The sequence below is a fragment of the Leisingera sp. ABM4_060 genome (assembly GCF_056158765.1).
The window spans coordinates 1,880,779-1,905,592 of record NZ_JBSWTX010000001.1 but is presented as its reverse complement, the minus strand read 5'-3'; the positions used below and the strand labels follow the sequence as shown (position 1 = coordinate 1,905,592).

General features: G+C 65.7%; 27 protein-coding genes. 14 read left to right on the top strand and 13 right to left on the bottom strand.

All coding sequences use genetic code 11. The annotated features are described in order from the left end of the window. Positions 1-5: 5 nt before the first annotated feature. Complete coding sequence (gene hemP, locus ACXAEH_RS09465) at positions 6-176, bottom strand: hemin uptake protein HemP (RefSeq protein ID WP_024089159.1); 171 nt, start codon at positions 174-176, stop codon at positions 6-8. Positions 177-545: 369 nt separating this feature from the next. Further along, positions 546-2,264, bottom strand: coding sequence for a methionine--tRNA ligase (metG, locus tag ACXAEH_RS09460; RefSeq protein ID WP_475032266.1), 1,719 nt, complete (start codon positions 2,262-2,264; stop codon positions 546-548). Between the two features lie 234 nt (positions 2,265-2,498). On the opposite strand from metG, the gene ACXAEH_RS09455 reads away from it, so the two are divergent. Further along, on the top strand, positions 2,499-3,260 hold the full coding sequence (locus ACXAEH_RS09455; protein WP_475032264.1) for an OB-fold-containig protein: 762 nt from the start codon (positions 2,499-2,501) through the stop codon (positions 3,258-3,260). Positions 3,261-3,334: 74 nt separating this feature from the next. Next, positions 3,335-5,083: a flotillin family protein gene (locus ACXAEH_RS09450; protein WP_475032262.1), complete on the top strand. Its 1,749-nt coding sequence runs from the start codon at positions 3,335-3,337 to the stop codon at positions 5,081-5,083. 68 nt (positions 5,084-5,151) lie between these two features. On the opposite strand, the gene ACXAEH_RS09445 is transcribed toward ACXAEH_RS09450, so the two are convergent. Further along, positions 5,152-5,763: a hypothetical protein gene (locus ACXAEH_RS09445; RefSeq protein ID WP_475032260.1), complete on the bottom strand. Its 612-nt coding sequence runs from the start codon at positions 5,761-5,763 to the stop codon at positions 5,152-5,154. A gap of 368 nt (positions 5,764-6,131) precedes the next feature. Here ACXAEH_RS09445 and ACXAEH_RS09440 point away from each other — a divergent pair, with 368 nt between their 5' ends. Beyond that, positions 6,132-6,305 carry a hypothetical protein gene (locus tag ACXAEH_RS09440; protein ID WP_475032259.1) on the top strand — a complete coding sequence of 58 codons (174 nt, stop codon included), beginning with the start codon at positions 6,132-6,134 and terminating at the stop codon, positions 6,303-6,305. A gap of 17 nt (positions 6,306-6,322) precedes the next feature. Here ACXAEH_RS09440 and ACXAEH_RS09435 read toward each other — a convergent pair whose 3' ends face one another. The 5 genes from ACXAEH_RS09435 to ACXAEH_RS09415 form a co-directional block, all read right to left on the bottom strand. Beyond that, complete coding sequence (locus ACXAEH_RS09435; RefSeq protein WP_475032257.1) at positions 6,323-7,546, bottom strand: MFS transporter; 1,224 nt, start codon at positions 7,544-7,546, stop codon at positions 6,323-6,325. A gap of 162 nt (positions 7,547-7,708) precedes the next feature. Next, on the bottom strand, positions 7,709-8,314 hold the full coding sequence (locus tag ACXAEH_RS09430) for a YceI family protein (RefSeq protein WP_475032255.1): 606 nt from the start codon (positions 8,312-8,314) through the stop codon (positions 7,709-7,711). A 183-nt stretch (positions 8,315-8,497) separates the two neighbouring features. Next, positions 8,498-9,244, bottom strand: coding sequence for a hypothetical protein (locus ACXAEH_RS09425; protein ID WP_475032253.1), 747 nt, complete (start codon positions 9,242-9,244; stop codon positions 8,498-8,500). Between the two features lie 131 nt (positions 9,245-9,375). Further along, positions 9,376-10,068: an alpha/beta fold hydrolase gene (locus ACXAEH_RS09420; RefSeq protein WP_475032251.1), complete on the bottom strand. Its 693-nt coding sequence runs from the start codon at positions 10,066-10,068 to the stop codon at positions 9,376-9,378. A gap of 120 nt (positions 10,069-10,188) precedes the next feature. Beyond that, positions 10,189-10,590: a rhodanese-like domain-containing protein gene (locus ACXAEH_RS09415; RefSeq protein WP_475032249.1), complete on the bottom strand. Its 402-nt coding sequence runs from the start codon at positions 10,588-10,590 to the stop codon at positions 10,189-10,191. 122 nt (positions 10,591-10,712) lie between these two features. Here ACXAEH_RS09415 and ACXAEH_RS09410 point away from each other — a divergent pair, with 122 nt between their 5' ends. Beyond that, a complete protein-coding gene (locus tag ACXAEH_RS09410) occupies positions 10,713-11,756 on the top strand; it encodes an aldo/keto reductase (protein ID WP_475032248.1) in 1,044 nt (347 codons plus the stop codon). Between the two features lie 217 nt (positions 11,757-11,973). Here the strand turns inward: ACXAEH_RS09410 and ACXAEH_RS09405 are convergent, their stop codons facing one another. After that, the gene (locus tag ACXAEH_RS09405; RefSeq protein ID WP_475032246.1) at positions 11,974-12,957 is read right to left on the bottom strand and encodes a GlxA family transcriptional regulator; all 984 of its coding nucleotides are present in this window, start codon (positions 12,955-12,957) and stop codon (positions 11,974-11,976) included. A gap of 133 nt (positions 12,958-13,090) precedes the next feature. Between ACXAEH_RS09405 and bcoG the strand changes: the two genes are divergently transcribed. The 3 genes from bcoG to ACXAEH_RS09390 all read left to right on the top strand — a co-directional run bounded on the left by bcoG (position 13,091) and on the right by ACXAEH_RS09390 (position 16,646). After that, positions 13,091-14,008: a 3-dehydrocarnitine:acetyl-CoA trimethylamine transferase BcoG gene (gene bcoG, locus ACXAEH_RS09400; RefSeq protein ID WP_475032244.1), complete on the top strand. Its 918-nt coding sequence runs from the start codon at positions 13,091-13,093 to the stop codon at positions 14,006-14,008. 407 nt (positions 14,009-14,415) lie between these two features. Then, positions 14,416-15,891: a carnitine 3-dehydrogenase gene (locus ACXAEH_RS09395; protein ID WP_475032242.1), complete on the top strand. Its 1,476-nt coding sequence runs from the start codon at positions 14,416-14,418 to the stop codon at positions 15,889-15,891. Next, the gene (locus tag ACXAEH_RS09390; RefSeq protein WP_475032240.1) at positions 15,888-16,646 is read left to right on the top strand and encodes an SDR family oxidoreductase; all 759 of its coding nucleotides are present in this window, start codon (positions 15,888-15,890) and stop codon (positions 16,644-16,646) included. The genes ACXAEH_RS09395 and ACXAEH_RS09390 overlap by 4 nt, the downstream gene beginning before the upstream one ends. A gap of 153 nt (positions 16,647-16,799) precedes the next feature. Here ACXAEH_RS09390 and ACXAEH_RS09385 read toward each other — a convergent pair whose 3' ends face one another. Further along, a complete protein-coding gene (locus ACXAEH_RS09385) occupies positions 16,800-17,660 on the bottom strand; it encodes a helix-turn-helix domain-containing protein (protein WP_475032238.1) in 861 nt (286 codons plus the stop codon). Positions 17,661-17,774: 114 nt separating this feature from the next. Between ACXAEH_RS09385 and ACXAEH_RS09380 the strand changes: the two genes are divergently transcribed. The 3 genes from ACXAEH_RS09380 to ACXAEH_RS09370 are packed head-to-tail and all read left to right on the top strand — an operon-like array spanning position 17,775 to position 19,809. After that, complete coding sequence (locus ACXAEH_RS09380; protein WP_039134240.1) at positions 17,775-17,981, top strand: DUF2061 domain-containing protein; 207 nt, start codon at positions 17,775-17,777, stop codon at positions 17,979-17,981. Then, positions 17,974-18,888 carry a fatty acid desaturase gene (locus tag ACXAEH_RS09375; protein WP_475032236.1) on the top strand — a complete coding sequence of 305 codons (915 nt, stop codon included), beginning with the start codon at positions 17,974-17,976 and terminating at the stop codon, positions 18,886-18,888. Before ACXAEH_RS09380 ends, ACXAEH_RS09375 begins: the two co-directional genes overlap by 8 nt. Before the next feature lie 18 nt (positions 18,889-18,906). Further along, positions 18,907-19,809: an EamA family transporter gene (locus tag ACXAEH_RS09370; protein WP_475032234.1), complete on the top strand. Its 903-nt coding sequence runs from the start codon at positions 18,907-18,909 to the stop codon at positions 19,807-19,809. Between the two features lie 92 nt (positions 19,810-19,901). On the opposite strand, the gene ACXAEH_RS09365 is transcribed toward ACXAEH_RS09370, so the two are convergent. Both ACXAEH_RS09365 and ACXAEH_RS09360 read right to left on the bottom strand, forming a co-directional pair. Then, complete coding sequence (locus ACXAEH_RS09365) at positions 19,902-20,633, bottom strand: NUDIX hydrolase (protein WP_475032233.1); 732 nt, start codon at positions 20,631-20,633, stop codon at positions 19,902-19,904. Between the two features lie 2 nt (positions 20,634-20,635). Continuing rightward, a complete protein-coding gene (locus ACXAEH_RS09360; RefSeq protein ID WP_475032232.1) occupies positions 20,636-21,082 on the bottom strand; it encodes a DUF983 domain-containing protein in 447 nt (148 codons plus the stop codon). Positions 21,083-21,282: 200 nt separating this feature from the next. On the opposite strand from ACXAEH_RS09360, the gene ACXAEH_RS09355 reads away from it, so the two are divergent. From ACXAEH_RS09355 to ACXAEH_RS09340, 4 genes are all read left to right on the top strand, one after another. Continuing rightward, on the top strand, positions 21,283-21,771 hold the full coding sequence (locus ACXAEH_RS09355; protein ID WP_475032230.1) for an EF-hand domain-containing protein: 489 nt from the start codon (positions 21,283-21,285) through the stop codon (positions 21,769-21,771). A 67-nt stretch (positions 21,772-21,838) separates the two neighbouring features. Then, positions 21,839-22,423, top strand: a complete 585-nt coding sequence (locus ACXAEH_RS09350; RefSeq protein ID WP_475032229.1) for an RNA polymerase sigma factor — start codon at positions 21,839-21,841, stop codon at positions 22,421-22,423. Then, entirely contained in the window at positions 22,416-22,790 is a 375-nt protein-coding gene (locus ACXAEH_RS09345) for a hypothetical protein (RefSeq protein ID WP_475032228.1), read from the top strand. The genes ACXAEH_RS09350 and ACXAEH_RS09345 overlap by 8 nt, the downstream gene beginning before the upstream one ends. Continuing rightward, a complete protein-coding gene (locus ACXAEH_RS09340; RefSeq protein WP_475032226.1) occupies positions 22,787-23,272 on the top strand; it encodes a periplasmic heavy metal sensor in 486 nt (161 codons plus the stop codon). Before ACXAEH_RS09345 ends, ACXAEH_RS09340 begins: the two co-directional genes overlap by 4 nt. A gap of 100 nt (positions 23,273-23,372) precedes the next feature. Here the strand turns inward: ACXAEH_RS09340 and ACXAEH_RS09335 are convergent, their stop codons facing one another. Beyond that, complete coding sequence (locus tag ACXAEH_RS09335) at positions 23,373-24,767, bottom strand: diguanylate cyclase (RefSeq protein ID WP_475032225.1); 1,395 nt, start codon at positions 24,765-24,767, stop codon at positions 23,373-23,375. Positions 24,768-24,814: the final 47 nt, after the last annotated feature.

The following is a 24,814-nucleotide window of genomic DNA, read 5'->3' as shown; positions in this document are numbered from 1 at the left end:
GCGCCTTACTTGGTCAAGATCAGCTTGCCCGCGCGGGTGATGCGCAGCGAATAGATCTGGCCGTTCAGCAGGATGCGGGCCTGCGCGCCGCCGCGGGTCAGGTCCTCGGCGTGGTAGGTGGGAAACACTTCGGTGGTTGCGGTGGTGGGTACCGGCTTGGATGCGATCTGGTTCATGACTTCCGCCCATTGCTGAATTCCGCCCTGTCCAGAAGCCATTCCAGACAGAAGCCGGACAGAGCGCCGGAAGGGGCAAAGACCTGCGGCCACAACTGGCGCATGTCGTCTGCTTCCGGGTCCTTGTGCAGGGGGCCGCGCAGGCGGCTGTCTCCGTTCGGCATGGTGGCGATCTCGATTGAATAATGACACTCGGGCTCGCCTGAACCGAGTCAGGCTGGCTGGAATGCCGTATACCTGAATTATTCACTCAGGTATGTCAATCTGAGTTTTTTAGTAGGGATTGATTTTTATGGTCTGCCAAAGGGATGCGGCAAAAGAAAAGGCCGCCCGGCGGGGCGGCCTTGGGGTATTCCTGAGTTGCAGAGCTTAGCTGCGGGTGCCGGAGAAGCGCTGTTGCCACTCTTCGCGCTGCTCGTCGGTGATCTTGGCAAACAGCACCTCCGGCACGGTAAAGCCGTGGCCCGCGGGCAGGGCAGAGAGCGCCGCTGCCACGTCCTCGGGCCAGCTGCGGTTGTCTGAGTTCAGCGCCGCCATCAGTTTGTCGCTGGCTTGCGGGATGAAGGGCGCCGACAGCACCGCGTAAAGCCGGATCAGGTTCAGGCCCAGGCGGACCTGTGCGGCGGCGCGCTCGGGGTCTTCCTTGAACACCGACCAGGGCGCGGCGGATTGCAGGTACTCGTTGCCCACGACCCAGATCGCCCGCAGCTCTTGCGCCGATTTGCGCACCTCCATCGCCTCCATATGGCCTTCATAGGCGCGGATGCGGGTGGTGAGTTCGGCAATCAGCGCTTGCTCCTGCTCGCCGTGTTCGCCGCCAGCGGGAACTTCCTCGCCAAACTTGGAGCGGCAGAATTTGGTGATGCGGCTGACAAAGTTGCCCAGCACGTCCGCCAGATCCTTGTTCACCGACTGCTGGAAATTCTCCCAAGTGAACTCAGAGTCGCTGCTTTCCGGCGCGTGGCTCAGCAGCCACCAGCGCCAGTAGTCGGCAGGCAAGATCTCCAGCGCCTGGTCCATGAACACACCGCGCCCCTGCGAGGTCGAGAACTGGCCGCCGTCGTAGTTCAGGTAGTTGAACGATTTCAGGTGGTCGACCATCTTCCACGGCTCGCCCGAGCCCAGAATGGTGGCCGGGAAGCTGAGGGTGTGGAAGGGGACGTTGTCCTTGCCCATGAACTGGACGTATTTCACGTCCTCGGCGCCTTTGTCGGTGCGCCACCAGCGCTGCCAGTCGGCGTCCGTCTTGCCGTTGGTATCGGCCCATTCGCGCGAAGCGGCGATATATTCAATCGGCGCGTCGAACCAGACGTAGAAGACCTTGCCTTCCATGCCCGGCCAGTCCGCGTCGCCCTTCTTGACCGGCACGCCCCAGTCCAGGTCGCGGGTGATGCCGCGGTCCTGCAGGCCGTCGCCGTCATGCAGCCACTTCTTGGCGATAGAGGTGGTCAGCACCGGCCAGTCGTTCTTACTGTCGATCCAGGCGTCCAGCTGATCCTTCAGCTGCGACTGGCACAGATAGAGGTGCTTGGTCTCGCGCACTTCCAGGTCGGTGGAGCCGGAAACGGCCGAGCGCGGGTTGATCAGGTCGGTCGGGTCCAGCTGCTTGGTGCATTCCTCGCATTGGTCGCCGCGGGCTTTTTCATAGCCGCAGTTGGGGCAGGTGCCCTCGATATAGCGGTCCGGCAGGAACCGGCCGTCGGCGTTGGAGTAGACCTGCTTCTCGGTCACTTCGCGGATCAGGCCCGCCTCGGCCAGCTTGCCGGCAAAATGCTGGGTCAGCGCGTGGTTCTGCGGGCTGGAGGAACGGCCGAAGTGGTCGAACGACAGCGCAAAGCCCTTGGCGATCTCGGACTGGACGGCATGCATTTCGGCGCAATATTCCGCCACCGGCTTCTCTGCCTTGGCGGCGGCCAGTTCCGCGGGGGTGCCGTGCTCGTCGGTGGCGCAGAGGAACATCACCTCATTGCCGCGTCCGCGCTGGAACCGGGCATAAAGGTCGGCGGGCAGCTGCGAGCCCACCAGGTTGCCCAGATGCTTGATCCCGTTGATGTAGGGGATTGCCGAGGTGATCAGAATGCGTGCCATGCCATCCATCCAGGTAATGCGTCAAAGGCCCGTCTAGCCTATGCAGGCAGCGGCGGAAACCCCGTGTGCTGAAATCGCGGGAAATAAGGGGCGCGGCGGCAGTTCGCGCTTGATCCGGGATAACGGCTGGCGCACTCATGGGGTGCGAATTTCTATCTTAAACCCTTGAAACGTCACGAGGGCGTTACCACATGTTTTGTATACCAATGCATACAATTGAGGGGCAATTCATCGGTGTTTGATTTTCTGCTTGATGGCGCCTTTGCGCCGTTCTCCCTTGCTTTGGCGCTGCTGGGCGGTCTGGCGGTGCTGGAGCTGGCGGCGCTCTTGCTGGGCGGCAGCCTGATCGGCAGCGACGGCGATGCGGGGCTGGACGCGGCAGAGGGTGCTGACCTCGGCGAGTTTCCGGATGCTGGCGGCCTGGGGGACCTGGGCGCCGATGCCGCTGCGGATGCATTGGGCGATCTGGGAGACATCGATCTTGCAGATCTGGACGGTGTGGACGCGCCGGACGGTGCCGGGGCGGCAGATGCCTCGGGCAGCCTGGCGTCCTGGCTGGGGCTGGGGAAAGTGCCGACGCTGATCTGGCTGGCAGCCTTGCTGATGGGCTTTGGCCTCAGCGGCATCGGCCTGCAGATGGTGCTGAAGTCCTACCTGGGCTTCACCGCGCCTGCCTGGATGGCGGGGCTGCCTGCCGGTGCCTTTGGCCTGTGGTTTGCGCGCGGCTTTGGCGGGGTTTTTGCCCGTCTCTTGCCGCAGACCGAGACCGAGGCGCTGTCGATGCGCAGCCTGGGCCGCCGCCGCGGGGTGATCACCCAAGGCACTGCTGCGCAAGGCCGCCCGGCCGAGGTGCGCGTCATGGATGGCTACGGTAATGCCCACTATCTGCGTGCCGAACCCTTCGCGGCTGGCGAGGAGCTGGCCCAGGGCACCGAGGTGCTGGTGATGCGCGACCGCCGAAAGGACCGGTTTGTGCTGATCCCTCTGTCCGAGTGACCCGCTGGGCTGATCAGCCCGGCTGACTGAAACCAACAAACCAAAAAATCCTATTATCCAAGGAGGTATTCCGCATGGAATTTCCATTTATTCTCATTGCCGTTGCGTCGGCATTGGTTTTGCTTCTTCTGATCGGTCTTGTTCTGAACCGTATCTACAAACGGTCTTCCCGTGAAATCAGCCTCGTTCGGACTGGTGCCAACGGGAAGAAGGTCATCATGGATGGCGGCGTAATGGTTATACCGCTGTTGCATGAGGTGAGCCCGGTCAACATGAAAACCCTGCGCCTGGAAGTGCAGCGCAACAATGACGGCGCGCTGATCACCAAGGACCGGATGCGCGTTGATGTCGGGGTCGAGTTCTATGTCTCGGTCATGGCGACGGTCGAGGGTATTGCCCGCGCCGCGCAGACGCTGGGCGACCGGACTTTTGATGTCGAGCAGCTGCGCGAGATGATCGAAGGCAAACTGGTTGACGGTCTGCGTGCTGTGGCGGCGCAGATGACCATGGACGGGCTGCATGAAAACCGCGCCGATTTTGTTCAGGAGGTGCAGAATGCGGTGTCCGAGGACTTGCTGAAAAACGGTCTGTCGCTGGAATCCGTCTCGCTGACCGCGCTGGACCAGACCCCGTTTGAGGCGCTGGACGAAAACAACGCCTTTAACGCCGTGGGGATGCGCAAGCTGGCAGAGGTGATTGCCACCTCCAAGAAGGAACGCGCCCAGATCGATGCCGAGGCAGAAGTGGCCGTGCGCCGCGCCGCGATGGAGGCGGAGCGGCAGCGTCTGGCCATCGAGCAGGACGAGGAGCAGGCCAAGATCGAGCAGGCCCAGCAGATCGAGACCATGAAGGCCGCGCAGGAGGCCGAGGTGGCCCAGCGGCGGGAGGACTCGATGCGCGAAACCGAACGGGCGCGGATTGCCCGCGAGGAGGCCATCCGCTCGGCTGAGATCGCCCGGGAGGGGAAGATCCGCGACGCGGAGATTGCCAAGGAACGTTCGGTCCGCGAGGCGGAGATCACCAAGGAGCGCGAGCTGGAGGTGGCAGAGCAGGAGCGCCAGATCATCATCCAGCAGAAGTCCGAGGAAGAAAGCCGGGCGCGGGCCTCTGCCGACCTGGCGCGGGCCGAGGCAACCAAGGCGACCGAGGCCGTGGCAACCGCCCGCGAAGTGGCCGAGGCCGAACGTCAGAAGCAAATCACCCTGATCGAGGCCACCCGCGAGGCGGAGCGTCAGGCCACCGGTATCCGCCTGGCCGCCCAGGCCGAGAAGGAAGCCGCCGCCGACCGCGCCGAAGCCCGCCGCGAGGAAGCACAGGCCGAGGCCGATGCGCTGAACATCCGCGCCGAGGCCAAGAAGAACGACATGCTGGCCGAAGCGGAAGGCAAGCGCGCGATTGTCGATGCCGAAAACGCGCTGTCGGGCGAGCTGATCCGGATGAAGATCGACCTGGCCCGGATCGAGGCGATGCCCGCGATCATCACCGAGATGGTGAAACCGGCGGAGAAGATCGACTCGATCAAGATCCATCAGGTCAGCGGCATCGGCGCCGGTGCGCCCTATACTGCGGCAGGGGCTGGCAATGGCGCGGAGAAGCCGGTGGTGAATCAGGCGCTGGACTCGATCATGGGCATGGCGGTGCAGATGCCCGCGCTGAAGAAGCTGGGCGAGGAGCTGGGCCTGTCGATGGAAAACGGCGTCAGCGGTGTTGCCAGCCAGGCGCTGGGCGTGGAACCGGAGGCGGAAGAGGCCGAAGCGGCTGAGGTGCCGCTGCTGAATGGCGCGGCAGAGGAGGTTTCAGAGGAGGCCGCCCGGGGCCAGTAAGGCCGGCATTCGGGCGCGCGCCCATGCGGCCCGCGCCCGAATGTCTGGGCCGGTTCTTTGCCGGCCCGTCATTCCAGGCTGCCGCGCAGGCCGAGAACACTTGTGATGGCGGCCTCAACCTCTTGCAAACAGCTGGTTTTGTTCACCACGTCCTCTGCTTGGAGGATGTTCTTGAGTTTGCTCCGCTCAGCGATGCCTGCCTCTGTCAGTTCAATGTCCGTCGACTCGCGCCAGGTCAGCCAGCCACTGGTTTTCCACCGGTTCAGCTTGGAGATCAGCGAAGGTTTTTTCACATTCGGGTCAATGGATTGAGCCACGGTCAGCAGGGTAGTCTGGCCAATCGCCAGCCCGAATTGCGGCCGATAGTGAAAGGTTTGAAGGAGGCCATAGTCGACGGCACGGTTTCTCTTGTTGCGTTTACGGCCCTTTTCCGGGGCCGGCTCTGGTTGCGGAGTTTGCGCAACACTTCTTTGCGGAAACACGCCGAAAAGCTCAGCCATCATTTGGAGGCTGTCCCGGATATCGTTATATTTCGGGTCATCACCCGGCAGAAGACCGGTGGCCCTGTGGACCTTCCGCACGGCCTTACTAAGAGGCAGATAGCAGTCGTCGAGCTGTTCCAGGAAGTTTTCGATCACCTGTTCAGGCGAATCGTCTGGCATGTGCTCGTCGCTGCTCACGTCCGTGTTCCGCCTCTGCTGGCGTGCGCTGCCAAGAAAAATCAGCGCACCTAACTTCGCTTGCACTGCATCCGGTTTGCAGTGCAATCTATTGATATGCCGCGAGATACGTCCCGAACACACGGGTATTTTCGATACCAGTCGATACCAGTTGTTTTTTTGTGTGTTTCCAAGTCCCAGGTGCAGCGATCATACGATAACATGACATAGCAAAATTTCTAGAAAATTTGAATGTGATCGGCGCGCAGCCGGTGCGGAGGCGGTATTTACGGCAGGCTGCGGTTCAAACTGCGAGCTTGGATTTCGTTCAAATAATTGAAAGTAAAGGATAAAATTACCCTCAGATAACCGCAGTTGAGGAGGGTGATATGGAGCTTGAAGCCGTTTTCCTGGGAACTGTCGCTCTGATGGCGATGATAATCGTGTTTTGGGGGGAACTGACCAGACCAACAGAATCCGGCACGCTCAGGCTGTTGCTGGTCAAGGTTGTGCTGGCCTGTATTGGCGGGCTGCTGGTGCTGTTGGGGTTGTCCAGCGTTTGACGCCGGGCAGGGCGCCGCTAGCGCCGCTCGCGTGAGCGTTTCAGCAGGCGGCCGATGGTGAAGGAGGTGCGCGGCGCATAGACATAGCTGGTGCGCTCTTCCGGGGTGGCGCGGACCTTCATCCGGCTGAGGCCGAAGACGATCAGCAGCACATGGCCGCAGGCCACATAGGCAAAGAGGGCCGGCGGGCCGTAGGCCTCGATCAGGGCCGAGGACACATAGGGCGAGGCGATGGCGCCAAGTGCGTACCAGAACATCAGCGCCGCCGACAGCTCGACCCGCTCGGCTGAGGTGGCAAAGTCGTTGGCGTGGGCGGCGGAGACCGAGAAGATCGGGAAGGTGGTGAAGCCGAAGAAGCCTGCCGCCAGCATCACGCCCAGGGTGCCGGTGCCGCTGGCCGCCATGGTGATGCCGCAGCTGAGGATGGCGACGCCCGACAGCCAGATCAGCACCCAGCGGCGGTCGTATTTGTCGGCAAGCCAGCCCATCGGATATTGCGCCAGCGCGCCCCCCGCCACAAAGGCCGCAAGGAAAAAGGCGATCTGGTCCACGGCAAGGCCGACTTCCTGGCCATAGACCGGGCCGACCATCCGAAAGGAGGCGGAACTGAGCGCGGCGACGATCACGCCGGCCACGGCCAGCGGCGAGCAGCGCCAGGCCAGCTTGGGCTTGAGCCGCGGCGCGTTGGGGGTTTCCGGCTGGCTGGCCCTGGTCAGCGTCAGCGGCAAGAGCGCCGCGCAGCACAGCACTGCCAGCAGGTTGTAGGACACATAGACCGCAGGCGGCAGCACCGCGATGATCAGCTGCGCCGCCAGCGAGGACCCCATGTCGACAATCCGGTAGGTGCCCATGGCGCGGCCGCGGTTCTCATTGGTGACCTTGGCGTTGAGCCAGGCCTCGATCACCGTGTAGGCGCCGGCGATGCAGACGCCGGAGGCGATGCGCATCCCGGCCCAGGCATAGGGGTTTTCGGTCAGTGTATGGCCCAGGAGGCCCATGGCGCCAAGCGCGGTGCAGACCGCAAAGGCGCGGGAATGGCCGACATTGCCCATCAGCCGCGGCGCCCACCAGCAGCCGATGAAAAAGCCGACGAAATGGCCGGTGCCCAAGAGGCCGATCTGGGTGGTGGTGAAGTTCAGCACCGAGCCGGAAATGGCATCCAGCGGGCCCACGCCTCCGGAGGACAGCTGCAGCAGGATGACGGAAAGGAACAGGGCGGCAAAGGAGATGATCAGGCGCATAACGGGCCGACCATGACAGGCTGGGGCGCCATTGCCAGCCGGTTTCCGCCATTGCCGTGTCGTATTTTTGCGGGGCGGTATTTTTGCCGCGCTTCCCGGGTGCAGCACGGCCCGCCATGCAGCCTGCCGTGCCGCCCGTCATGCGGCCCATCATGCGGCCTGTCACCCAGCCTGCAGCAGGCGGGCCCGGATCGCCAGGCCCACCTGGTCTGCGACCAGCTCGGCAAAGCCGGTGGCGCCGAAGGCTGCGCGGCTGAGCCGGCCGGAGAGATGAACATCCAGTTCGCGCAGGTCATCCGGCGCGCTGCCGGGACGGCGGTAGAGCGCGGCTTGCAGGGCGAGGGGGCGGGTGATGCCGCGCAGGGTGAGGTCTCCGTTTATCCGGGCACCGCCGGAGAGCCTGCCGTCCGGTCCGAGGTGCACCCGGGTGGAGCGGAAGCGGATCTCGGGGAAGCGGCTGGTGTCGAGCACGCCAGGACCTTTCAGCGCTTCGGTGGCAAAAATCAGCCCGGTTCTGGCACCGCGGGCGTTGAGGGTGATGTCGGCCTGGCTGCGGGCCAGGTTCTGCGGGTCGATGCGGATACGGGCGGCGCGGACCGGGATCCGGCCGTGCTGCGGCTGGCCGCTGAGCCGGAAGGTGAAGCGCACCTCGGTGGCGTCCGGGTCGAGCCGGTAGCGGACCGGTGCCGCCGGCAGCTGTTGCGGCGCCAGCAAGGCTGCGGTCAGGCTGGCGAGCAGGGCCCGCCGGTGTATCCGGGTTTTGCGCATGCGGGCCTTCCTGTCCGGTTTTCTGGCTGCGGGGTGAGTTTACCCGGATTTGCGCGGCGGTCCTGTCACATTCCCGCGCGGGGTTGTGAAGCGGAGGGCTCCCGCCAGGCGCCTGCTTTTTGGCAAAAGCCTCTGCCTGTTGGGCCCGGCACCGGGCTTTGCCCGGTGCCGGGCCCAAGGCCGCTAGGGCGGTGCTGGCGCAGCCAGGGCTGCCTGCGGGCGCGGGAGAGCGCCGGGATCTGCGGGGCGGGATGAGGCCGGGGCTGCCTTCAGCGGGCGGCCTGCGGCTGCTTGGCTGACCTGCCAGCGCTGCGGTGGCAGGGTGCGGGCGCGCAGGCGCTGCAGGATCCAGCAGTTCCGGCTGCCGAGCGGGCGGGGGCCGCCCGGAGGGCTGCCGCTCCGCAGGCCGCGGGCGGGGAGATGATGGGCGGGGGCCAGGTGCCAGCGGCTTTCGATCCCCTGGGCGCCGCCCTCTCCGGGGGTCAGCAGCAGGCCCAGCGGCGCCGGGCCGAGCCTGCCGCCGGCCTCAGCAGCCAGGTGCAGCCGCCGCACCGGGGTCATCGCGGGCGGTTCCGGCAGCTCCGCCACCACCAGAGGGGCTGCGCCGCTGCGCAAGGCTTCTTCCATTGCCCAGAGCAGATCCGCAGCGGTGGCGGCATGGATGCACAGCAGGCGGGCGGGGCTGGCGCAGTCTGCCAGCCCGTCCGGGTTCAGCCGCCGGCCGTCCCGGATATTGCTCCCGGGCGGTGCAAACCACAGCACCGGCCCGGCAGCTGCCGCCTGGGCCGCGGCGGCCAGCCAGAGCGCAAAGCGGTGGCGGGCGGGGCCGCAGGCCTCATGCGTGCGGCCGTGCTCCAGCGCGATCCCTTCCATCAGGGAAAGCGCGGGGCGGGGTTTGTGGCGGCGGCGGGCGAGAAGATGAGTCGGCATGCGGGAAGATTAGCATGTTCGCCATTTGTTCTCAAATCGAAGTGTGGCAGAGAGGCGGCCTGCTGCCCGCTCCGCCCTGCTGCCGGCACAGGGTGGCTGCGGCAGGCCGGGAGACCATGCAAGGGGGGGCGTCAGGCTGGGGGCAGGCTGCTTTCCAGCAGTTGGAAGAACTCTGCCCGGGCATGCCGTTCGATCCAGGGCTTGTGGCCGCAGCGCTGCAGGAGATGGAAGCGGAGCCCGGGCAGAACCTGCCGCAGGGGCTGTTCAACACCGGCGGCGGGATGCGGGTCGCAGGCGCCATGAATGGCGGTCACCGGGCAGCGGATCTGCGCGGCCTGGCGCAGCAGGGCGCCGGAGCGGCGCATTGCGGCGGCTTCGGGCCAAACGCCTTCGAAGATGCGCCGGTCAAAGGAAACGGGCGGGCGCTTTCCGGCTGATGGCGCAAAGGCTTCGGCCTTTTCCAAGAGCTCCAGTGCCCGCGCCAGCCCCTCCGGGGTCTCCATGCCGCCGCCGTGGAACAGGGTCTCTAGCTCCCGTCCTTCCTCCGGCTGCAACCGGGCCTGCCGGGCGGCGCTGATGCCTGCGGCCTGCTCAGCCGTGAAAGGCCCGCTGCCCACCAGGACCAACCCGGAAACCTGCGCAGGATGCCGGGCCGCCAGCCGGCAGGCCAGCCAGGCGCCCCAGGAAAAGCCGATCAGAACGGCAGGGCCAGGGCAGGCGGCTTCCAACTGCTGTTTCAACTCGCGGATCTGTCCGGCAACGGAAGTTTCCGACTGCCACGGCTCCAGCACGCCCCAGCCGCGGGCGGCCAGCTCTTGCGCCACGGGCGCCATCTCCCCGGCGGCACCGGGGCCGCCATGGATCACCGCAACCCTGTAAGGGCCCGGTCCATGCCGCCTGGGCGCCGGGCAGGCCGCCGCCATCCCTTCACCCGCCGCCCGCGCTCAGCCCTCGCGCGGCACCACCGGGCCGCCCTGCTTGGCCCATTCGGTGAAGCCGCCCTCCAGATGCACAACCGGCTTCAGCCCCATCTCCATCGCGGCCTTGGCACTGAGCGCGGAGCGCCAGGCGCTGGCGCAGTAGAACACGTAAGTTTTGTCCTGGTTGAACACCGGCTTGTGGTAGGGGCTGTCCGGGTCGATCCAGAATTCCAGCATGCCCCGCGGGCAGGAGAAGGCGCCGGGGATCATGCCGGAGCGCTGCAGCTCGCGGATGTCGCGCAGGTCGATGAAGACATAATTCTCGTCCAGTGCCTTCTGCTTTGCCTCCGCGACACTCATGGTCTCGACAAGGCCGTTGGCCTCCGCCATCAGCGCCTTGACGCCCTTGGTGATGTTTTGCGGCATGGGATGTCCTTTCGATGGGTTGGGCGCAGGCTGGCCGGAAAGCGAAGCATGTGCAAGCCGCTTGCACTTTTCCGGTGCGGCTCTAGGGTCGCGGGCAAATCCGGAACGAGGGGAGCTGCGAGATGAAAATGAACCCGTTGGGGCGCACTGGCATGATGGTGTCCGAGCTGTGCCTGGGCACGATGACCTTTGGCACCCAGACGCCGGAAGACGAGGCGCACGCGCAGATCGATAGGGCGCTGGCTGGCGGCGTGAACTTCCTTGACACCGCCGAGATGTACCCGGTGAACCCGGTCAGCGCAGAGACCCTGGGCAACAGCGAGCGCATCATCGGCAATTGGAATGCGCGGACCGGGCGGCGCGGCGGCTACATTCTGGCCACCAAGCATTCCGGCGAGGGGATGCGGCATGTGCGGGACGGGGCGCCGATTTCCTCCAAGACCATCGCGCCCACCATCGAGGCCTCGCTGAAGCGGCTCAAGACGGATTACATCGACCTCTACCAGTTCCACTGGCCGAACCGGGGCAGCTACATGTTCCGGCAGAATTGGGGCTATGACCCCTCCGGCCAGAACCGCGAAGACACGCTGGCCAATATGGAGGACTGCCTGGAGGCGCTGCAGCGCGAGGTGGAGCGCGGCACCATCCGCGCCTTTGGCCTGTCGAACGAGAGCGCCTGGGGTACCGCGCAGTGGCTGCGGTTGGCGGAAGAGCGCGGCTGGCCGAGGGTGGCCTCGATCCAGAACGAATACTCGCTGGTCTGCCGGATGTATGACACCGATCTGGCGGAGCTGAGCGTCAATGAGGATGTGGGGCTGCTGGCGTTTTCGCCGCTGGGCACCGGGCTGCTCACGGGCAAGTATCAGGGCGGTGCGGTGCCGGAAGGGTCGCGCAAGGCGATCAATCCGGAACTGGGCGGGCGGCACAGCCCGCGGGTCTATGATGCCGTAGGCGCCTATCTGGAGATTGCGCAGCGCCACGGGCTGGACCCGGTGCATATGGCGCTGGCCTGGTGCCGGACGCGGCCCTTCATGGCCTCGGCGATCTTTGGCGCCACCCGCCTGGCGCAGCTGGAGCATCTGCTGCAATCGGTGGAGCTGGAGCTGAGCCAAGAAGTGCTGGACGAGATCAACGCAGCCCACCGGGCGCATCCGATGCCCTATTGATGCAAGCGGGAGGCGCTCCCGCCCGTCCTGCGGGCATTTACATGCCCTGGGCCGGTTGGGCCGGGCGCTGCTGGCGCAGCGTAGAAAAGAGTTTGCTGAGAAGCGTTCAGGGGCAGGCCTGCCCCTGAAGCGCGTTTGCAATTCTATTCAAGGGGTGCGCGCCAAGGGTGAACGGTGCTGCGCACCGCCGCTGCGCGGCCCTTGACCCGCGGTGTGCCTAATGCGCCGTCGGCCGGGCCTGTTCCTGGCGCAGGTCGCGGGCAGAGGTGCCATGTGCGGTGCGGAAGGCGCGGGCGAAACTGGATTGCGAGGTGAAGCCGGTGGCGATGGCGACATCCATCAGCGGCATGTCGGTGTCGGTGACCAGGCGGCGGGCCTCGGCCAGGCGCAGCTGCAGGTAGTGGTCCTGCGGCGTGGTGTTGAGGCGCAGGCGGAACTGCTGCTGCAGGCTGCGCGGGCTGGTGCCCAGGGTCTCGGCAATGGCGCTGAGCGGCATCGGCTCGTCCAGCGCCGCCTCCATCAGCGCATTGGCCTTGGCGGTCAGCGCGTTGTGCTTGTGGCCGCCAAGGCGGCTTTGCGGCCGCGGTTCGGATGCGGCGCCGTCGTAGAGGAACAGCCCGGCCACCCGGGAGGCAAATCCGGCGCCGTGGCGGGCGCCGATGATGTGCAGCATCATCTCGATCGCCGGGGTGGCGCCGCCGGAGGTCAGGCGGGCCTCGGAGACGGTGAAACGGTCATTGCGGACCTCAACTTCGGGGAAGCGGCTGGCGAAGTTCTCCAGGTCCTCCCAGTGGTTGGTGGCGGGGTGGCCGTCCAGCAGGCCGGCCTCGGCCATCAGCCAGGGGCCGCCGTCGATGCCTGCGATGGTGGCGCCGCTGGCGGCGATGCGGCGCAGGCCGGCCAGCAGGCTGGGGGTGGCATGGCGGGCCAGCTGGAAGCCCGCGACGATGATCAACAGCTCGCACCCCTCCAGCCGTGCCAGGGGAAACGAAGGCACGGTCAGGCCGCTGGTCAGCATCGGCGGCTCATTCGTGGCGCTGACGTAATCCCAGTCAAACGCCGCGCGGCCCGCCAGCCGGTTGGCGGCCCGCATCGGGTCCACCGCGGCCGCAAAGGACAGTGTGTTGCATTCATCCAGAACCAGCACCGCTGTCTTGAGCGGCCGGTTCTCGGGCTGAAGGATGTTTTTTGCGGATTTCATCAACTTCAATTCGCCTGGTGTAAACTGTGCCGCAAAAGGCTGCGGCAGAGTCGGTCGCAGCGCAAATCAGAATCTGGGGAGGAGCCTGGGGATAACCCATGGCAAAACCCTGTACATCGAAGGGAAAAGCGAAATGCCTCTGGAAATGAACCGGGAAGTCTTCATCACCTGTGCCGTGACCGGGTCCGGCGGCACCCAGGACCGCAGTCCGCATGTGCCGCGTTCGCCCAAGGAAATCGCCGACAGCGCCATCGCCGCGGCCAAGGCCGGCGCCGCGGTTGTGCACTGCCATGTGCGTGACCCGGAGACCGGCGTGCCGTCGCGCCGCCTGGACTATTACCGCGAGGTGACCGACCGGATCCGCGACGCCGAGGTCGATGTGGTGCTGAACCTGACCGCGGGCATGGGCGGCGATATCGTCTTTGGCGGCGTCGAAAGCCCGTTCCCGGTGAATGAGGCCGCCACCGACATGATCGGCGCCAGCGAGCGGGTGGCGCATATCGCCGAATGCCTGCCGGAGATCTGCACCCTCGATTGCGGCACCATGAACTTTGCCGAGGCCGACTATGTGATGACCAACACCCCCGGCGCGCTGCGGGCGATGGGGCAGATGATGACCGATCTGGGGGTGAAGCCCGAGATCGAGGCGTTTGACACCGGCCATCTGTGGTTTGCCAAGCAACTGGTGAAAGAGGGCATCCTCGACAGCCCGGCGCTGGTGCAGCTGTGCATGGGGGTGCCGTGGGGCGCGCCCGATGACCTCAACACCTTTATGGCGATGGTCAACAATGTGCCGGATGACTGGACCTTCTCGGCCTTCTCCTTGGGGCGCAACCAGATGGCCTATGCTGCGGCGGCGGTGCTGGCGGGCGGCAATGTGCGGGTCGGGCTGGAGGACAACCTGTGGCTCGGCAAGGGCCAGCTGGCGGAAAACTGGCAGCTGGTCGAGCGCGCCAACACCATCGTGTCGAACATGGGCGCGCGGGTGATCGGCCCCGCCGAAGTGCGCGAGAAGCTGGGGCTGACCAAGCGCGCGCCGGTGGCGAAGTAAGCGGCAGAAACGGGGGGTGCTATGCGTGCACCCCCTGTACACCCCCTGTGCACCGGTTAGGCAGCAACACGGCGATGCGTCTCCTCCCGATCAGTCTCTCCTTCTGTTTGGTGATTCAGGCCTGTTTGCCTGAGACGGAGCCTGCGGGGCCTGCGCGGGATGTGCGCGAGCAAAAGATGTGCGAGGAGCAAGGCGGGAGCTACCTGTTGCAGCATCCGCATGTTTCCTACGAATGCATCCTGCCGTTTGCCGATGCGGGAAGATCCTGCACGCGGGCTTCGGACTGCCGCGGGCAATGCATGGCTGAGACCAAAACGTGTTCGGCGCGGAATCAGCTGTTTGGAATTTGGCAAGAACTGGATGACCAAGGGAACGTCATCACGGTTGAAGGATACTAGGGTACTCAGATGACAAAGACAGCAGCAATCATCGGCGGCGGGGTTATTGGCGGCGGCTGGGCCGCGCGGTTCCTTTTGAACGGCTGGAACGTGCGGGTGTTCGATCCGGACCCGGAAGCGGAACGCAAGATCGGCGAGGTGCTGGGCAATGCGCGCCGCTCCTTGCCGGGGCTTGGCAATGTGGCGCTGCCTGCGGAAGGGCGGCTGACGTTTCACGGGACCGTTGCCGAGGCCGTGGAGGGTGCGGAGTGGATTCAGGAGAGCGTGCCGGAGCGGCTGGACCTGAAACAGAAGGTCTATGGCGAGATGCAGGCGCATTGCGCGCCGGATGCGGTGATCGGCTCGTCGACCTCGGGCTTCAAGCCGTCGCAGCTGCAGGACGGGCGCGAGGCGCCGGGGCAGATTGTGGTCACACACCCCTTCAACCCGGTTTACCTGCTGCCGCTGATCGAGCTGGTCACCACCGAAGCCAACCCGGCAGGTGTGGTTGAGCGCGCCAAGGAGATCATCTCCGGCATCGGCATGTACCCGCTGCATCTGAAGAAAGAGATCGACGCCCATGTGGCCGACCGCTTTCTGGAGGCGGTCTGGCGCGAGGCGCTGTGGCTGGTCAAGGACGGCATTGCCACCACCGAGGAGATCGACAACGCGATCCGCTACGGCTTTGGCATCCGCTGGGCGCAGATGGGGCTGTTTGACACCTACCGGGTGGCGGGCGGCGAGGCCGGCATGCGCCACTTCATGGCGCAGTTCGGGCCGTGCCTGAGCTGGCCCTGGACCAAGCTGATGGATGTGCCGGAGTTCACCGATGAGCTGGTCGACCTGATCGCAGGCCAGTCGGATGCGCAGTCGGGCCATCTGGACATCCGCGAGATGGAGCGGATCCGAGATGATAACCTGGTGGGCATGATGCGGGCGCTGGGCGCCAACAACTGGGGCGCGGGCGCGCTGCAGAACGCCCATGACACCGCCCGGATGGCCGATGCAGGCCTGCCGCGCGCGATGGATGAGCTGGAGGATCTGAGCCAGCCGGTCCTGACCCAGAACCGCGTGGTGCCGCTGGATTGGACCGATTACAACGGCCATATGAATGAGGCGCGTTATCTGGAGGCCTTCTCGGAAGCGACCGACCGGATGATGGAGATCATCGGCTGCGATGCGGAATATGTCGCCAACGGCGGCAGCTATTTCACCTTGGAGACCCATGTCCGTTACCTGGACGAGGCTTTGGCCGGCGATGCGATCCAGGTGAGAACCCAGGTGATCAAGGGCGAAGGCAAGAAGATGCACCTGTGGCATGCGATGTATGCGGGCGAGCGGCTGTTGTCGACCGGCGACACGCTGCTGGTGCATGTGGATCTGAAGACCCGCAAGTCTTCGCCGCCTGCCGCCCATATCGAAGCCAATCTGGTGAAACTGGCCGAGGCCCATGCCGCGTTGCCTGCGCCTGAGGGGCTGGGGCGTGCGACGGGAGCACCGCGATGAGCCGGGTTTTGATCACAGCCGGGGGCTCCGGCATTGGCCGCGCCATGGCAGAGGGGTTTGCGGCCGCCGGGCACCAGGTCTGGGTGACAGATGTGAATGCAGAGAGCCTGGCGGATATTCCGGCAGACTGGCGCAGCACGGTGGTGAATGTGACCGATGAAGCTGGCATGAAGGCGCTGTTTGCGGAGATCGCCGGCGTTTGGGGCGGGCTGGATGTGCTGTGTGCCAATGCCGGCATCGCCGGGCCGACTGCTCTGGTTGAGGATGTGGAACTGGCCGATTGGCGGGCCTGCGTCAGCGTCAACCTGGAAGGGGCGTTTCTGTCCGCCAAATATGCGGCACCTTTGATGAAGGCGGCGGGGGCGGGGTCGATCGTCATCACCTCGTCGACCGCGGGCCAGTACGGCTATCCGAACCGGGCGCCCTATGCGGCGGCGAAATGGGCGGTCATCGGGCTGATGAAGACGCTGGCGATGGAGCTGGGCCCCTTTGGCATCCGTGCCAACGCAATCTGCCCCGGCGCGGTGGAAGGCCCGCGGATGGAAGGGGTGCTGGAGCGCGAGGCGGCGGCCAAGGGCATGACCCGGGACGAGGTCTATGCGGGTTATGCCGCGGGTACGTCAATGGGCAGCTTTGTCGAAGCGCGCGACATTGCCAATATGGCGGTGTTCCTGGGCTCTGATGCGGCGCGTCTGGTCTCGGGCCAGGTGATCGCGGTGGATGGGCATACGGTGAACCCGGACCCGAAAGTGTGAGGCAGAGGTGTGGCGGGCGGAAGCGCCCGCCCTGCCTGAGAGGGGCAGTTTGCCCGGTGGCGGGCCACGTTTCCCGGCGCGGGAAACGTCCCGGAAAACACGTGTTTTCCGAGCCGGAATTCGCGCCGAATTCCGGCGCCCCTGGCGGAGCTGTCAGGAAATTGCCGCTCTGAGCGCCCGCAGCCGGCCGGGCAATTGCCGGGCGGTGATGTCGGCCTCGCGCACCAGGTTGTCGAAATGGCTGGTGAAGGTGGCGACCCGCTCCTTGTCGCGGAAGGCGAGGTAGTGGGTGCCCGCATAGAACACGCAGAGGAGCGGGCCGAAGACGGTGAGCGGTGAGGAATAAAGCCGCTTGGCATCGAACAGGTAGATCCGCAGGCGCGGGTAGAGCTGCTCGCAGAGGCGTTCGAACTGGGTGAGCTGTTCGAGGCGCACGTCCAGCGGCAGGCCTTCGTAATAGCCCACCGCATGGGCAAAGCTGTCGAGCTCATAAAGCGGCATGGCGATTTCATAGTCCGACGGCGACTGGCGCATCCAGGTGAGCCGGTCCTCGGAGGCGCCGATGGCCTGGTCGGCGGTGCGGCCCAGATGCGGCGAGTATTCCCATTCCAGCAGAGCGCGGGTTTTCAGCATGTCGGGCAGGGCGGCGGGCACATGGCGGATCTTGTAGCCCTGCGCCTCCTGATGCCAGTCGAAGATGCGTTCATCGACCAGCGCCCGGGGCGCCTCGGTCAGGGTGAGGCTGGAGGCCAAGAGTTCAGCCGCGCTTTCGGGGCGGTCGGAGAGGCTGAGGAGCCAGTCGGCGGAGACACCCAGGGCGCCCGCGCAGGCGCCGACCACATGGGCATTGGGCAGGCGCGCGCCCTCATCGGTCAAGAGCTGCGAGATGGTGGAGCGGTCGACGCCGATGGCGCGGGCCAGGGCGCTTTGGCTGAGGCCGCTGTCGCGCAGGGCCTTGTTCAGCCTTTGCCGGAACTGCTCGGCACGCACCCGTTTGTCGATATTTTCTATCATGGTGTGAGAAATATCACGATTGATGGATTTTGTTAACTGCATTCGGAATTCTGCACCGGTGCTTTGCAAGCTACTCTGGTTTCAAGCACTTATCCAAGAATTTCAGGAGGCAGTATGGAAACGCGCAAGCGCTCCATTGTGAAGGCGGTGATTTGGAACATCATGGGGCTGGTCTCCATGACGCTGGTGGGGCTTGCGGCCACCGGGTCTGTCAAGGCGGGCGGGGTGATGGCGCTGGTCAATACCGGCATCGGCTTCACCATCTACCTGGTCTACGAGCGGGTCTGGGCGCAGATCAACTGGGGGCGGCGCCATGTCTGAGAGCTGCCGTGACTACATGCCCCGCAGCGTCGAATGGGGCACCCTGGCGCTGATGCTGGGCTGTTATGCGGTGTGGCTGGCGGCCTTGTGGCTGCTGCCCGCTGTCAGCCTGGTGCTGGCGATTGCGGTGATGGGGCTGATGGCGGCGCTGCATTCCTCGCTCACGCATGAGGCGCTGCACGGGCATCCGTTCCGCAGCCGCTGGCTGAACGAGGCGCTGATGTTTCTGCCGCTGACGCTGTTCATTCCTTATGGCCGGTTCCGCGATACCCATCTGGACCACCACCGGGACGAGCTGCTGACCGACCCCTATGACGACCCCGAGGCCAATTTCCAGGACCCGGCGGTCTGGGCGCGGCTGCCGGCCTGGCGCCAGCGCCTGCTGCGGATCAACAACACCATGCTGGGGCGGGTGCTGATCGGGCCGGTGCTCGGGCAGATCAGCTTTATGCAAGGTGACTGGCGGCTGGCACGCGATGGCAATCACGCGATAACCCGCGACTGGATCCTGCATGCGGTTGGCCTGGTGCCGGTGATCTGGGTTGTGCTGCAATCGCCGGCGCCGTTGTGGGCTGCGGTTCTGGCCGCCTATATCGGGCTGGGGCTGATTAAGGTGCGCACCTTCCTGGAGCACCGCGCCCATGAGGATTGCCGCGGCCGCACCGTGGTGGTCGAGGACAAGGGCTTTTGGGCGCTTCTGTTCCTCAATAACAACTACCACATCGTGCATCACATGCATCCGGGCGTGCCCTGGTATGCGCTGCCGCGGCTCTACCGCGCCCGCAAGCCGGAGTTCGTGGCGGCCAATGACGGCTATGTCTACCGCAACTACCTGCAGATTTTCCGCAACTACCTGCTGCGGGCCAAGGACCCGGTGCCGCATCCGCTCTGGCAGCAGGGGGAATAAACCCGCATAAGCGGAGGCATGTTAGCCTGGATTCCCGTTTCCATCGCCGCCGCGAGTTTTCAGACCGTGCGGTTCATGCTGCAGAAAGTTCTGAGCAGCGTCACCCTGTCGCCGGGCGGAGCCACCTTCGCCCGGTTTGTCTATTCCGCGCCCTTCATTCTGGCCGGGCTGGCGGGTTATCTGGCCATGTCCGGACGTGACTTGCCGGAGCTGGGAGTGAAGTTCTGGATGTTTGCCGCCATCGGCGGCACGGCGCAGATCCTGGCAACGGTCTGCGTGGTGGCGCTGTTCAAGCAGCGCAATTTTGCGGTTGGCATCACCTTCAAGAAGACCGAAGTCATTCAGACTGCCATCGTTGGCCTGGCAGTGCTGGGCGATCCTGTCAGCCTTGGCGGCTGGGCGGCGATCCTGATCGGGCTGTCGGCAGTGCTGGTGCTGTCCAAGGCGCCCGATGCGGAGGGGGCCTGGTGGCGGCATCTGACCAACCGGGCCTCGCAGCTGGGGCTGGGCTCAGGCGTGCTGTTTGCCTTTTCCGCCGTCAGCTACCGCGGTGCGTCCTTGCAGCTGGGCGAATTGGAGCCGGTGTTCCGGGCGGCGGTGACGCTGGCCGCGGTGGTCAGCCTGCAGACGCTGTTCATGGGCCTATGGCTGGGGCTGCGGGACCGGGGCGAGATTGCCCGGGTCTGGGCGGCGCGCCGGGTGGCCATCTGGGTGGGGCTGACCAGCCTGGGCGGCTCGTTCTGCTGGTTCTGGGCCTTCAGCCTGCAGAATGCGGCCTATGTGAAGGCGGTGGGGCAGGTGGAGCTGCTGCTGTCGCTGCTGGCCTCAGTGCTGTTCTTCAAGGAGAAGGTCGCCGCCCGCGAGATTGTCGGCATGGGGCTGCTGGTGGCGTCGATCCTGGCGTTGGTGCTGGCCATCTAAGGCGCTGCGCCTGCGGCAAGCGGGCCGGAATTCGGCGCGAATTCCGGCTCGGAAAACACGTGTTTTCCGGGACGTTTCCAGCCTGGGAAACGTTACCCGTCTGCGGGCATCGGGTAGCCTTTGAGGCGCAGGAACAGGCTGGCCTCGTCATTGTTATGGAAATAGGGCACGCTTTGCGGCGGCTCTGCGTCCCGGACGCGGGCGGTGACTTCGGCCAGGACCACCTCTGTGATGAAGGGCAGATCAAATTCCCGCACCTGGCTGAGCGGGATCCATTGCAGATGCGACAGCTCATCCGAGGCTTGCGAGAAATCGTCCAGGTCGCCGGTGACCTGATCGGCATCGACCAGAAAGAACCGCGCATCAAAGCGGCGCGGGCGGCCCGGCGGGGTCAGGGCGCGGAACACGAATTGCATGGCGCGTGCTGAGGGGACATGGCCGGTGGCGGCAAAGCTCTGCCAATCCGCCGGGATGTCTCCGGCCCAGGTTCCGGGTTCCCCCAGGATCAGGCCGGTTTCCTCCCACAGCTCGCGCACTGCGGCGACGGCGAGGGCATGGTGCACGTCTGCCGGTGCCTTGTCCGCCAGGCGTTCCTGGCAAACCGGCGGGATGGGCGAGGCCAGAGGAACGTCCGCGTCGGCCGCATCCACCGCGCCGCCGGGAAACACAAACTTGTTCGGCATGAAAGCCGCCTTGGCGCCGCGCTGGCCCATCAGCACCTGCGGGTCTTCGGCCATCCGGCCGCGCATGGCGATGACGGTGGCCGCATTGCGGATGGCGGTCTTGTCGGTGGTGGTCTCGCCGTGCAGATGCGTTTCGGTCATGGTCAATCCTGCTCTTTGCTTGCTGCCTGGGGGATTGCCGGGGCCGGGGTGTCCTTGCCGAACCCGTGCATCCGCCGCGCCCATTGATAGGCGATGACGATCCCCTTCATCCGCGGCAGAAGATAGAGGGAAGAGGCCAGGCAGCCAATCGTGAAAACCGTGAACATCACCAGGGGCTCAGGCCGCCAGGAGAAATAGACCACATGCATCAGCGGCGCCATGATGTGGCCGACGATCAGGATGGTGAGGTAGGCAGGCCCGTCGTCGGCGCGCGCATGGGTCAGGTCGAGGCCGCAATGGCTGCAGCTTTCGTTCACCTTGAGATAGGAATGCAGCAGCTTGCCCTCGCCGCATTGCGGGCATTTGCAGCGCCAGCCCTTGGCCAGGGCGGGCCTGGTGGGGCGGTCGGTCTCGGCATCGGGGGGCGGTGCGGTCTGGGACTTGGTCATGGGAAATCCTGTGTGCTTGCCGTATCTTTGCGCGCTTCACGGCCGCGGCGAAAGGGGAAAGCCCGGTTTCTGCGCTTGTTTGCCGCAACGTGCGGGGCTTCGGAAAAAACTTGCGGTTTTTGCGACGGATCTGCGGAGGGGCTGCGTTTTTCCTATGCATCGGGCAGCAAGAGGCTGCCGCAGGACAAGGGAAAGATGACATGAAACACGTCAAGTTCATCGCCGTGATCGTTGCCGCAGCGGGTATGGCCGCAGGCGGTGCTGCGCTGGCCAAGGGCTATGGCCATCACGGGCCGAAGATGTCCTTTGAGGAGATTGACGCGGACGGCAGCGGCGAGGTGACCCAGGCTGAGCTGCAGGCGGCGAAGGAGGCCCGTTTTGCCAAGGCCGATACAGACGGCGACGGCAAGCTGACGCTGGAGGAAATGCAGGCGCATGCGCAGGAGCGGGCCAATGCACGGGCGGCGCGGATGCTGGAACGCTTTGACAATGACGGCGATGGCGCGTTGAGTAAGGACGAGCTGCCAGAGCCTCGCCGGGCGGGCAAGATGTTCGACCGGATGGATGCCGACGGCAGCGGCGGGATCTCGAAGGAGGAATTCGAGGAAGCGCGGATGCATCACCGCGGCAAGCACCGCCATGGGCATGGGCACGGAAACGGGCACGGGGAAGAAACGGAGCAGAACTGATCGCTGAAGCGTGCTGCATAACGCGGAAATATCGCGGCGCCGGGTCCCTGGGCGGGATCCGGCTGCCATGAGCAGGGCGGCGGCGGAGGAGGCCTCCGACGATGCGCTGCTGGTGCTCTATGCCAATGGCGACGGCCGTGCGGCGGCCGAGCTGACGGCGCGGCTGAGCCCGCGGGTCTTTGGCGTGGCGATGCGGGTGATGGGCAGCCGCGCCGAGGCCGAGGACGTCACCCAGGAGGCGATGCTGCGGCTGTGGAAGATGGCGCCGGAGTGGCGGCCGGGGGAGGCGCAGGTGTCGACCTGGCTCTACCGGGTGGCGATGAACCTGTGCATCGACCGCAAGCGCCGCGCCCGCGGCGGCCATGTGGATCTGGACGCGGTGCCGGAGCCGCCGGATCCGGCGCGCTCGGCGGCGGAGGCAATGCAGGAGGGCGCGCGCCACGATGCGCTGCAGGCGGCGCTGATGCAATTGCCGGAACGGCAGCGGCAGGCGGTGGTGCTGCGGCACCTGGAAGAACTTTCGAACCCGGAGATTGCCGGGATCATGGACATCAGCGTCGAGGCGGTGGAAAGTCTGACCGCCCGGGGCAAGCGGGCGCTGGCCGCGGCTTTGGCCGGGCGGCGCGAAGAATTGGGGTATAGCGATGGCTGACACGGACAAAGCACTGCAGGAGCTGGAAGATCTCTTTGCCGCTGCGCGCGCTGAGCGCCCCGCGGTGCCGGACCGGCTGACCGCAGCCATCCTGGACGATGCCGCGCGGGAGCAGCCCGGGACGGCGCCGGCGGCCCCGGTGCGGGAGGCAAGGCGGCCGTTCTGGCGGCAGCTGGCGGAGGCGGTCGGCGGCTGGCCTGCGGTGGGCGGGCTGGCGGCGGCCAGTGCGGCCGGTTTGTGGATCGGCATTGCGCCGCCGTCCTTTGTACCGGATCCGGCAGCTTTGGCGGGGTATGAGGACAGCAGCACCGCGGTGCCTTTTGAAAGTTTTGAGATGGCAGTGGTGCTGAGCGAGGACCTGCAATGAGTGCAGAGGGCAAACCGGGAATGAAGCTGTGGCTGAAACTGCTGCTGGCGGGCTCGCTGGCCTTGAACCTGGCGGTGATCGGCCTGGCGGCGGGGGCTGCCTGGCGGTTCTCGGACAAGGACAAGCACTGGAAGCGGCCGCCGGATGTCGGGGCGATGATCTTTCGCGAGCTGGACCGGGACACCCGCAAGGCGCTGCGCCGGGAAGCGGGCGGCGAGCATGGCAGCTATTTCAAGCGCAAGCACGCAGAGGGCGCGCGGGTGATCGAAGCGCTGCGCAGCGAGGAGTTCGATGCGGACGGCCTGCTGGCGCTTTTGCGGTCCCAGTCGGAGGCGCGCCATGCCTTCCACACCAAGGTGCAGGGGGCCTGGGTGCAAAGGCTTGACGGGATGACGCCGGAGCAGCGGGGAGAGCTGGCGGACCGCCTGGAAGAGCGGTTGCAGAACCGCGCCGGGCGCGGACGGGGCGGCAGGCGCGATTGAGGCTGAGGGCCGAAGACGGCCGCCGCAATGCCAGAAAGGCAGCCGGGTGCGGCTGCCTTCTTTCGTGAAACGGGTGGCACCAGCTGTCAGGTGGGAGCTGTCAGGCGGCCTGGAAGCATTCCTGCGCCAGGGTCACCTGATTGCGGCCGGCATCCTTGGCGTTGTAGAGCGCCTGGTCGGCCTTTTCGACCAGCGCCGCGGTGCTGTCGCTGTTGCCGCCGCCGCCCATCACCGCGCCGATGCTGATGGTGACCGTGACAGGCCCGGCAACACCGGGCACCTGGAAGGGGGTGCTGTTGATGGCGTCGCACAGGGCCGAGGCGGCGATGGCGGCTTCGATCTCGGTGGCGCCGGGCAGAACGGCCATGAATTCCTCGCCGCCGACCCGGGCCAGCAGGTCTGCCGGGCGCAGAACCGCCTGCATGCGGCGGGCGGCCTCGATCAGCACCGCGTCGCCGGCCGGATGGCCATAGAGATCGTTGATCCGCTTAAAATGGTCGAGGTCGGCCAGCATGACGGCGAATTTATCGCCGGTCTCGGAGGCGGAATGCGCCACCCGGTCCAGGAAAGGCTTGGCGTAGCGGCGGTTATAAAGGCCGGTCATCGGGTCCAGGTTGGCCGCGCGCAGGCCGTTGCGGACGCTGTCGCGCATCAGGTCCTTGCGGGCCTTCTGCTGCAGCTGGGCGGTGAGGCGCAGGGCCAGTTCCTCGACAGTGAAACCCGTTTGCAGCACGTCATGGGCGCCGCGGTCCAGCGCTTCGGCGGCGATATGGGGATCAGCCGGATTGGGCACCGCAATCACCACCGACTGCCGGGTGGCGGCGCGGGCGCGCAGATCGGCCAGCAGGCGCAGGCCGGGGCCTGCCGAAGCCTCGTTCAGCTCGATGATGATGGCGTCGGCCACCGGTGCCTGCATCAGGCCCTGGATGTCGCTGATGGCGTGGGTGTGCAACGCGTACGGCAGGCGGGCCCTGAGCTTGTCGCGCCAGGCCAGGGCGGTGCGGGGGTCCTGGGCCACAATTGCCACGGAGGCGTTGCGCAGTTCTTCGGTGCAGATGCGGTCGCAATGCGGCAGGATGAAGCCATGTGAGGCGTCGCGCTGCAGGTTCAGCTCTTCGGTGGCGTTGCGGGCGCGCAGCAGGCTGCGGATGCGGGCCTGCAGGATCACGTCGTCCACCGGCTGCTGCAGCACATCGTCGATGCCGGCGGACAGAGCCGCCAGCCGGGCCTGGGCGCCTTCCCAGTCGGAAACCGCAATCACCGGCAGATCCGCCAGCGCCTCGTCCCGGGACAGTTCGCGTTTCACGTCGCAGGCGGAGCCGTCTGGCAGGGACATGGCGGTGAGCACAAGATCGGGGGCGCATTGGCGGGCCGCCTGCAGCACTTCCGAGACGCCGCCGGCCTGGACCACATCGTAGTAGGCCGCCGCCAGCTGAACCTTCAGCATGATGCGGTTGGTGGAGACGCCGTCGATGACCAGGATGGTGCCTTGCACGCTGTATCCTTTCGCCCCTTGCAAATCTTATGCTGTAGAGTTTTGCT